7 protein-coding genes are annotated in these 7,605 nt (G+C 57.8%); 6 read left to right on the top strand and 1 reads right to left on the bottom strand.

Features of this window, described 5'->3' with window-relative positions; translation table 11 throughout:
• The coding region (locus tag AB4043_RS12760; RefSeq protein WP_442307205.1) for an ABC transporter ATP-binding protein at positions 1–1,636 on the top strand (1,636 nt) is incomplete at its 5' end.
• A 30-nt stretch (positions 1,637–1,666) separates the two neighbouring features.
• On the opposite strand, the gene AB4043_RS12755 is transcribed toward AB4043_RS12760, so the two are convergent.
• On the bottom strand, positions 1,667–2,728 hold the full coding sequence (locus AB4043_RS12755) for a hypothetical protein (RefSeq protein WP_442301723.1): 1,062 nt from the start codon (positions 2,726–2,728) through the stop codon (positions 1,667–1,669).
• 127 nt (positions 2,729–2,855) lie between these two features.
• Here AB4043_RS12755 and AB4043_RS12750 point away from each other — a divergent pair, with 127 nt between their 5' ends.
• The 5 genes from AB4043_RS12750 (at position 2,856) to AB4043_RS12730 (ending at position 7,406) form a co-directional block, all read left to right on the top strand.
• Positions 2,856–4,007 carry a phospholipase D-like domain-containing protein gene (locus AB4043_RS12750; RefSeq protein WP_442301722.1) on the top strand — a complete coding sequence of 384 codons (1,152 nt, stop codon included), beginning with the start codon at positions 2,856–2,858 and terminating at the stop codon, positions 4,005–4,007.
• A gap of 155 nt (positions 4,008–4,162) precedes the next feature.
• The gene (gene rlmN / locus AB4043_RS12745; RefSeq protein WP_442307204.1) at positions 4,163–5,176 is read left to right on the top strand and encodes a 23S rRNA (adenine(2503)-C(2))-methyltransferase RlmN; all 1,014 of its coding nucleotides are present in this window, start codon (positions 4,163–4,165) and stop codon (positions 5,174–5,176) included.
• Between the two features lie 34 nt (positions 5,177–5,210).
• Positions 5,211–5,501, top strand: coding sequence for a hypothetical protein (locus AB4043_RS12740; protein WP_442307203.1), 291 nt, complete (start codon positions 5,211–5,213; stop codon positions 5,499–5,501).
• A 201-nt stretch (positions 5,502–5,702) separates the two neighbouring features.
• Positions 5,703–6,218, top strand: a complete 516-nt coding sequence (locus tag AB4043_RS12735; RefSeq protein WP_442301719.1) for an outer membrane beta-barrel protein — start codon at positions 5,703–5,705, stop codon at positions 6,216–6,218.
• A gap of 39 nt (positions 6,219–6,257) precedes the next feature.
• Complete coding sequence (locus tag AB4043_RS12730; RefSeq protein ID WP_442307202.1) at positions 6,258–7,406, top strand: diflavin oxidoreductase; 1,149 nt, start codon at positions 6,258–6,260, stop codon at positions 7,404–7,406.
• The last annotated feature ends 199 nt before the right edge of the window (positions 7,407–7,605 follow it).

The following is a 7,605-nucleotide window of genomic DNA, read 5'->3' as shown; positions in this document are numbered from 1 at the left end:
GTCCACACAGGGTATGCTGATGTTTGCCTGTGTTGCGGTTCTGGTTATCGCCGTCATGGATGCGGGCTGCAGCTATGCGGAAAAATACCTCACTACCAGCGTAGGCCAGTGGGTAACGCATGACCTGCGTCGCATGATCTATACCCAGGTGCAGCGGCTCTCGCTTTCGTATCATGACCAGCAGCCCACCGGCGACCTTATCAGCCGCGTCACCAGTGATATCGATGCCATCCAGACATTCATCGTATCCGGCCTGCTCGGCATCCTGGTGAATGTTGCCACCCTGGTGGGCATGATCGGCGTGATGTTTTACATCAACTGGGAATTCACGCTCATCGCTCTGGCTGTTGTGCCAGTGCTCTTCAGTATCGTCTACACCTATACCCGCAAGGTGAAGAAGGCCTCCCGCGAGGTCCGTAAGAAAGAGGGCCGTCTCATCTCGATCGTTTCCGAGGTGGTGAACTCGGTGCGCGTGGTGAAGGCATTCTCTCGGGAAGACTACGAGATCAGGCGCTTTGAAGGGGAAAGCCTGGAAACGGTACAGGCGGCGCTCACGGCTCGAACCCTGAAGGCAAGACTGGTGCCGATGGTGGACATCATCACCGCGGTCGGGACGTGCGCGGTACTGTGGTTTGGCGCCCGGATGGTTCTGGCCGGAGATCTTAGCGCCGGCTCGATGGTCGTTTTCATCTTCTACCTGGGCAAGATGTACAAGCCCATGCAGGAGATCTCCAAGACAATGGACGCCTATTCCAAGGCAGAGGTCGGGTACGAGCGTGTCCAGGAGATCCTTACCAGCCATGAGGAGATTTTAGATATCCCTGGCGCCAAAGTTGCTCCATCGTTTCACGGCGAGATCGATCTAGAGAACATCGACTTCTCCTATAACGACGAGAAGAAGATCCTGTGCGGCGTGAACATGCACGTGGAGCCCGGGACCATGGTGGCGCTGGTTGGCCACACAGGTTCCGGCAAGACGACGATCGTCAATCTGATCGCGCGTTTTTATGAACCGGAACACGGTGTGGTTAAGATTGACGGCGCCGATATCCGTACGTTCAAGCAGAAGTCGCTGCGTAGCCAGATCAGCTTCGTGTTGCAGGATACGGTCCTATTCAGTGGAACGATCTGGGACAACATTGCCTACGGGCGGCCGGATGCAACCGAGGCAGAGATTGTCCGTGCTGCCGAAGCCGCCAATGCCATGGAGTTTATTCAGAAGATGCCGAATAAGTTCAATACCGTCGTCGGCGAACGTGGCATGACTCTGAGTGGAGGCCAGCGGCAACGCATCGCGATTGCCCGGGCAATCATTCGCAATGCTCCAATCCTGATTCTCGACGAGCCGACCTCGGGTCTCGATGCTGAGTCGGAGGAGCTGGTCTTTGAGGCGCTAGACCGTTTGATGGAAGGCAAGACCTCTATCGTGATTGCTCACCGGCTCTCGACTATCCGCAGGGCGCACTGCATCTATGTGGTCGACGACGGCCGCATTGTCGAATCAGGCTCGCAGGAAGAGCTCATGGCGCGCGAAGACGGAGTCTTCCGCAAGCTGCACGACATTCAGTTCTCCGAAGAAGCAGAGGGCGCCGGCCTTTCTCAGGACACACCTCAAGGCCTGTCATCAAACTCCTGACGCAAGCAGGTTGATGACGGGACCCATGCCCTACAACTCCTTCAGTTCGCGGATGCGGCTTTCGACAATCTCCACATATGGGTCGATCTGATCGGCGGGGAAGTGGCCCGCACGGAAGGCATCCACCAGTTGCTTGTGGCTTAACCGGCCCAGCATCTCTCCCATCCAACGCGCATCATTCCGGGGAATCTTGTTGCCGATCCAGTCGAGATCGATACGGATCGCGTACCGTATGGGATTGGCGACGCCAATCAGGAAGTTCGGTGGTTTCGGCGTCGCGAAATCCACGTCGGTATCGCCGAGACGGGTGATGAACTTCGATTCCCGGAAGCTGCCGATATTGCCCTTTGACTGCGCCTTGGTCCAGCTCAGACCGTTGGTGCCGAAGGTTGCTCCGACGTCATTGACCAGGAAGATCTGTTCGCCGGACTTCTTGTCGGAATAAACCGCGTTGTTCTCGTCTTTCAGGTCCCAGTTGTTCATCACGGCCATCATCACTCGCAGGCCGTTGAACTCGCGTGTTCCTTTGAAGGGATTGTCGCCCCACAGCCAGATGCCGATCTTGTCCTGCCCGCCCGGTCTGCGCGAGAATCGGGCCTGCCGGATGTGCCCCTTCTTCGCATCGTTATCACCCCTCGAGAGCTTGATACCGGGGATCTCAGCAGCCTCCAGGACATAGTCGTCGTTGACGTAATAGCCCATAGACCAGAGGAGGCGCGACGCCACCACCTCCGGCCGTGCCTCCTCGCCCAGTTTCACGCGCCATTTCTTAGCCATGGCGTCGCGCACGTCGAACTTCGGGTTGGTCCCGTCGGTATCTTCCTCCAGAAATGTAAATGGCTCGGCCGGAGCCTTGTCATTTCCTCCCTGACCGGCATACAAGTCCAGCGACTCAATCTTTCCAGGCTCGTGCCACAACGTCGGATTGTGGATCGCCGAGACGGGGAGCGGTGCTTTCTTAGACGATTTCTCGACCGCTGCCTGTGGTGGATTCGCTGCTGCCGGCGATGTTGCAGGCTGCTGCTGTGAAATAGCTGTGAAAGAGAGAAGCGACAGGCTAAGGCTTAGTACAAGGCTGGCAAGGCGAGGCATGACGATCTCCGTACTGACTGCTTTCGATCTTTAAAGATTGGAAGCAGAATCTGGCGCCACCGTTGTTATGGTGCTTAGAAAACATCCAAGCAGTCAGGAAAAGCATCTGTCTTATGTGAGCACTCACGTGAAGCTCCTTGTCCAGCCCGACGATGGCATCAAGCCTCTTCTAGCCGCCATCAACAAGGCAAAGAAAACCATACGAATCCTTATCTTTCGTTTTGACCGGTTTGAGATCCAGAAGGCTCTGGTCGCGGCCGTCGAGCGTGGCGTTACCGTCCAGGCGCTCATTGCCTACACAAATCGTGGGGAAGAGAAGAACCTGCGCAAGCTGGAAATGCAACTTCTGGAAAGAGGCATCACGGTCAGCCGCACTGCCAATGATCTTGTGCGGTATCACGGCAAGATGATGATCGTTGACGACAAGGAACTCTATCTTTTCGCCTACAACTACACCCACCTGGATATCGACCTTAGCCGGTCGTTCGGTGTTGCCATCAGGACGGTGTCCACGGTGAAAGAGGCGGTCGAGCTCTTTGAGGCGGATGCCCATCGCGTTGCCTTCAAGGCAAAGTCAAAGAACTCAGGCCTGGTCATCAGCCCGGTTAACGCGCGCGAACGGCTGACCGACTTCATTCGCAAGGCGAAGAAGCGGCTCTCCATCTACGAAATGAAGATCAGTGATGCTGACTTCCTTCGCCTCTTGCAGAAGAAGATTGCGGAAGGGGTAGAAGTCCGCGTGCTATCCCGGGCCTCTGCCAAGAGCGATATCCTTCCGGTCCGGAAGATTGCCATGCGTCTGCATGCGCGGGTTATCCTGCGCGATTCGGAATCCGCCTTTATCGGCAGCCAGAGTCTGCGCAAGCTCGAACTGGAGGTCCGGCGCGAGGTCGGCGTGATCTTCAAAGACACGAAGGTGGTGAATCAAATCGAAGCCGTCTTCGACCGTGACTGGAAGAAGTCTGAGCCGATTGTTCCCGAAAATGCCATGGAGGCCGCCTTTGACGTCCCGGCGAAGAAGGTCGCCAAGGAGCTGGCCAAGAAGATTTCTGTTAAACCGGTCATCGAAAAGGTGCTGGACCGGGTGATGGATATCCGCGAGGACGCCCCGTTCGAGCCGGATGAAGTGGTCCAGACCGTCCGCGACGCTGTCCGGCAGGAGGTCCATGAGGCTGTGGCCGAAGCCCTGCGTAACCTTGCCCTGGACTGCGTCGGAACTGCCCCTGACGACCCAGAGCCGGAAAAGGAAAAAAAGGTTAGGCGGTTACGGAATGGCTGAACCAACCTTGTGGCGCTTAACCGGCTAGAGCATTTTCCCTGTAGGTGTAGTGCAGGGCTAGTGCATCTATGGGCGTTTTCCGCAAATGAAACGCCACTGCACGCTCCTCCCGGGATACCGAGCAACAGGAAAAATGCTCTATCCTTAAAGGTGGTATGCAGGCGGAGCCGCTTTTCGGGAAGAATCTGGACGAGTTGACCACCATAGTGGGTGGCGACACCCGTCGTGCGCGGCAACTGTGGCGGGCTCTCTACCGAGACCGTATCGCCACCCTTGATCCGCTTGCCGCCCGTCTGCGAGTACTGCTGGCAGGCGACGCTGAGGTGGGTTTACCTGTCATTGCGCAGACGGCCATCTCTGTCGACGGCACGGAACGCTACCTGGTGCACCTGGCGGACGGCGAAACCATTGAAACCGTCTGGATGCCCGAAGGAGAGGCCGACGGTTTTGATGGACGCGACCTTCGCAACCGAGGCCGCCTTGCCGACCAGGGATATCAGCGCGCCACCATCTGTATTTCGAGCCAGGTGGGATGCGCCGTCAACTGCCAGTTCTGTCTTACGGCGAAGCTGGGGGTAAAACGCAATCTCACCGCCGGAGAGATCGCCGGGCAGGTGGCTGCTGTACTCAACCGGCGCCAGATTCGTGTCGGCGTCGACCGCATCAACCTTGTCCTGATGGGCATGGGCGAGCCCTTCCTGAACTACGACGCAGTAATGAAGGCGATCGGCCTGATCGTGCAGGGAATCGGCATTCCTGCGTCGCGCATTACCGTTTCTACCAGCGGCATTGAGCCGGCAATTCGCCGTTTTGCAGCCGAAGCCATCCGGCCGAATCTCGCCCTCAGCCTGAACGCTCCGAACGACGCCATCCGCGAGCAGGTGATGCCCATCAACCGCAAGTGGAAGATCGCTGAGCTGCTCGAAGCGGTGAAGACGATCCCGCTCGGCAAACGCGGCTGGATCAACGTTGAGTACGTCCTTCTTGGGGGCATCAACGATCAGCCCGAGCACGCCTTGCAGGTGCTGGAGCTACTGCGAGACGTCCAGGCGAAGGTCAACCTCATCGTCTGGAACCCGGGCCCTGGGATCGCCTACCGCCAGCCTGAGCCCGCCGATGTCACCCGTTTCCACCGCATTCTCGTCGATAACGGTATGCCGACTCAATAAGCAGGTTCCCGGCCCTGAGCCGCCTGCGGATCGTATGCTGGCTCTCTATACCAGGAAACTGAATCTCACTCCTGATCAGCAGGCGCAGATGAAGCCGCTTCTGGAAGAGCGGCAGCAAAAGCTGACCGCGCTGCGCAACGACAACTCGGTGCGGGGAGGGCAACGCCTCCATCAGGTGAAGCAGATTCGCGATGACGAAGACAAAAAGATCAACACCATCCTGAGCGAAGAGCAGAAGAAGCAATATGCCCAACTCGAAGAGCAGCAGATTGAGCGCATGCGGCAGCATCGCCGGGGCCAGCGGGCGCTTGACGAGGTGCAGTAGAACATTTCCCTGTAAGGGGTAGTGCCGGGTTTGTGCATCTATGGGCGTTTTCCGCAATGAAAACGCCGCTGCACTCCTCTTCCGGGTTACACACCCAAGTCCACCGTTTACCGTTGCGGTACACAGGTCCTGTGGATCGCTCTTTCCGCATCTAACCGGACGTAGTTTGTATAAATACCTCCCCGGAGGATGGGATACCTGATGAAACCCCGTCTGCTCGTTTTTGCAGCTCTTGTTTTAACTTTTTTCGTTTCTGGAAAGTCATCGCACGCGCAGGCGGTGTACGTCGAAGGAACCGCGTCCCGCATCAGCAATTCTGCGAGTGACAACTGGGTCTTTGGGCCGACAGTTGGCGTCTACTTCGATCGTGGCGGCGCTCTTCCGGCTCACATCGGTTTGGATGCGCGCGGCCAGTTTCTCTCCAAAGGTTCGACCAGTGTCAGGAACTTCATGATCGGCCCACGGGTCTCGTTCGTTCCACACGTCGTGCCCTTCAAGATCTATGGTCAGGCGGAGATAGGGTTTACCAATTACTCGGTCAACTCTGCCCAGATCGATCACACGGGTTTTGGATATCAGCTCGACGCCGGGCTGGAGACAACGCTGCTTCCACATATCGACTGGCGTGTGATCGAGTTCGGGTATCAGAACCTTTCCACGGGTTCGACCACTTACCATCCGGTCAACCTCAGCACCGGTCTGGCGCTCCGTTTTTAAGGCTGCTGGGTCCGTTCCGCTAAAATAGAGGGCGGACCCATGAGCACAGACAGCAAATACACCCGCAATAACCCTTACCAGTCGCGCGTCCTTGTCAATCAGCGTATGACGCTTGCCGACTCCGAGAAGGAGACACGGCACTACGAGCTGGAGCTTGAGCCCGGCATGCACTACACCCCGGGCGATGCCATCGGCATTCTTCCCGAGAACCGCCCTCACGCGGTGCACGACGTGCTGGAAGCCCTCGGATATACCGGAGAAGAGCGCGTTCTGGACCACTACAAGGTTGAGATCTCCCTGCACGAGGCCGTGYGTACTCGCCTCGGCATCGGCAAGCTGTCCCGCGGTAGCGTGACCGCCCTGGCCAAGATGGCCGACGGTCATCCCAAGGCGGAAGAGCTTCGCAAGTACACCCTTCCGGAGAACCGCTCCCTCGCCGAAGAGTATGTCTGGGGCCGTGAGTTCATCGACCTGATTACTGAATTCCCGGGCATTATCAAGAATCCGCAGGATCTCTTTACCGTGCTGCAGCGCCTGACGCCGCGCATGTACTCCATCGCCTCCAGCCAGGAGATGAACCCGAACGCAGTGCATACCATCGTGCGCGTCATTCGCTATGACACCCATGGTCGCGAGCGTCAGGGGCTCTGCAGCGGCCACCTCGCCGAGCGCGCTCCCCACGGACACAAGATGCCCGTCTTCCTGCACGAAAATAAGAACTTCCGTCTTCCCGAAGACTCCAACGCACCGATCATCATGATCGGCCCCGGCACCGGAATCGCGCCCTTCCGCGCGTTCCTGCAGCATCGCCAGGCGCTTGGCCACAAGGGCAAGAACTGGCTCTTCTTCGGCGAACAGCGTCAGGCCTCGGACTTCCTGTACCAGAGCGATCTGGAAGCCTGGCACAAGGACGGCCTGCTGAACCATTTCCACACGGCCTTCTCCCGCGATCAGAAGCAGAAGGTCTACGTGCAGGATCGCATGAGGGAGCATGCCGCCGAACTGTACAAGTGGCTGGAAGAGGGCGCGTACTTCTACGTCTGCGGCGACGCCAGCCGTATGGCCAAGGACGTCGAGAACGCTCTGCTGGATGCCATTGCCATGGGCAAGCACGGCACTCTTGATGATGCCAACGCCTACCTGGCCGAGCTGAAGAAGCAGAAGCGCTACCAGCGCGACGTCTACTAGGGGTATATCGACAATGTCGGAAACCCATACTCTGGGTGCCCCATCCATTGCATCGCAATGGGTGGGATATTCGCGAGGCACCCAGCCGTTTTAGCTGTGCTCTAGAGCATTTTCCCTGTAGCTGGGTATCCCGGAAGAGGAGTACAGCGGCGTTTTCATTGCGGAAAACGCCCATAGATGCGGAAGCCCTGCGCTACAC

Source organism: Terriglobus sp. YAF25 (genome assembly GCF_052113305.1).
In the GTDB taxonomy this organism is placed as follows: Bacteria; Acidobacteriota; Terriglobia; order Terriglobales; family Acidobacteriaceae; genus Terriglobus.
Note: the sequence above shows the minus strand (reverse complement) of the source record. Positions and strands in the feature narration are given on the sequence as shown.

What these genes read in the sequence shown, in the direction of transcription:
- AB4043_RS12755 (WP_442301723.1), bottom strand. Translation starts at nt 2,728, where the DNA reads ATGCCTCGCCTTGCCAGCCTTGTACTAAGCCTTAGCCTGTCGCTTCTC.
- rlmN (WP_442307204.1), top strand. Translation starts at nt 4,163, where the DNA reads ATGCAGGCGGAGCCGCTTTTCGGGAAGAATCTGGACGAGTTGACCACC.
- AB4043_RS12740 (WP_442307203.1), top strand. Translation starts at nt 5,211, where the DNA reads ATGCTGGCTCTCTATACCAGGAAACTGAATCTCACTCCTGATCAGCAG.
- AB4043_RS12735 (WP_442301719.1), top strand. Translation starts at nt 5,703, where the DNA reads ATGAAACCCCGTCTGCTCGTTTTTGCAGCTCTTGTTTTAACTTTTTTC.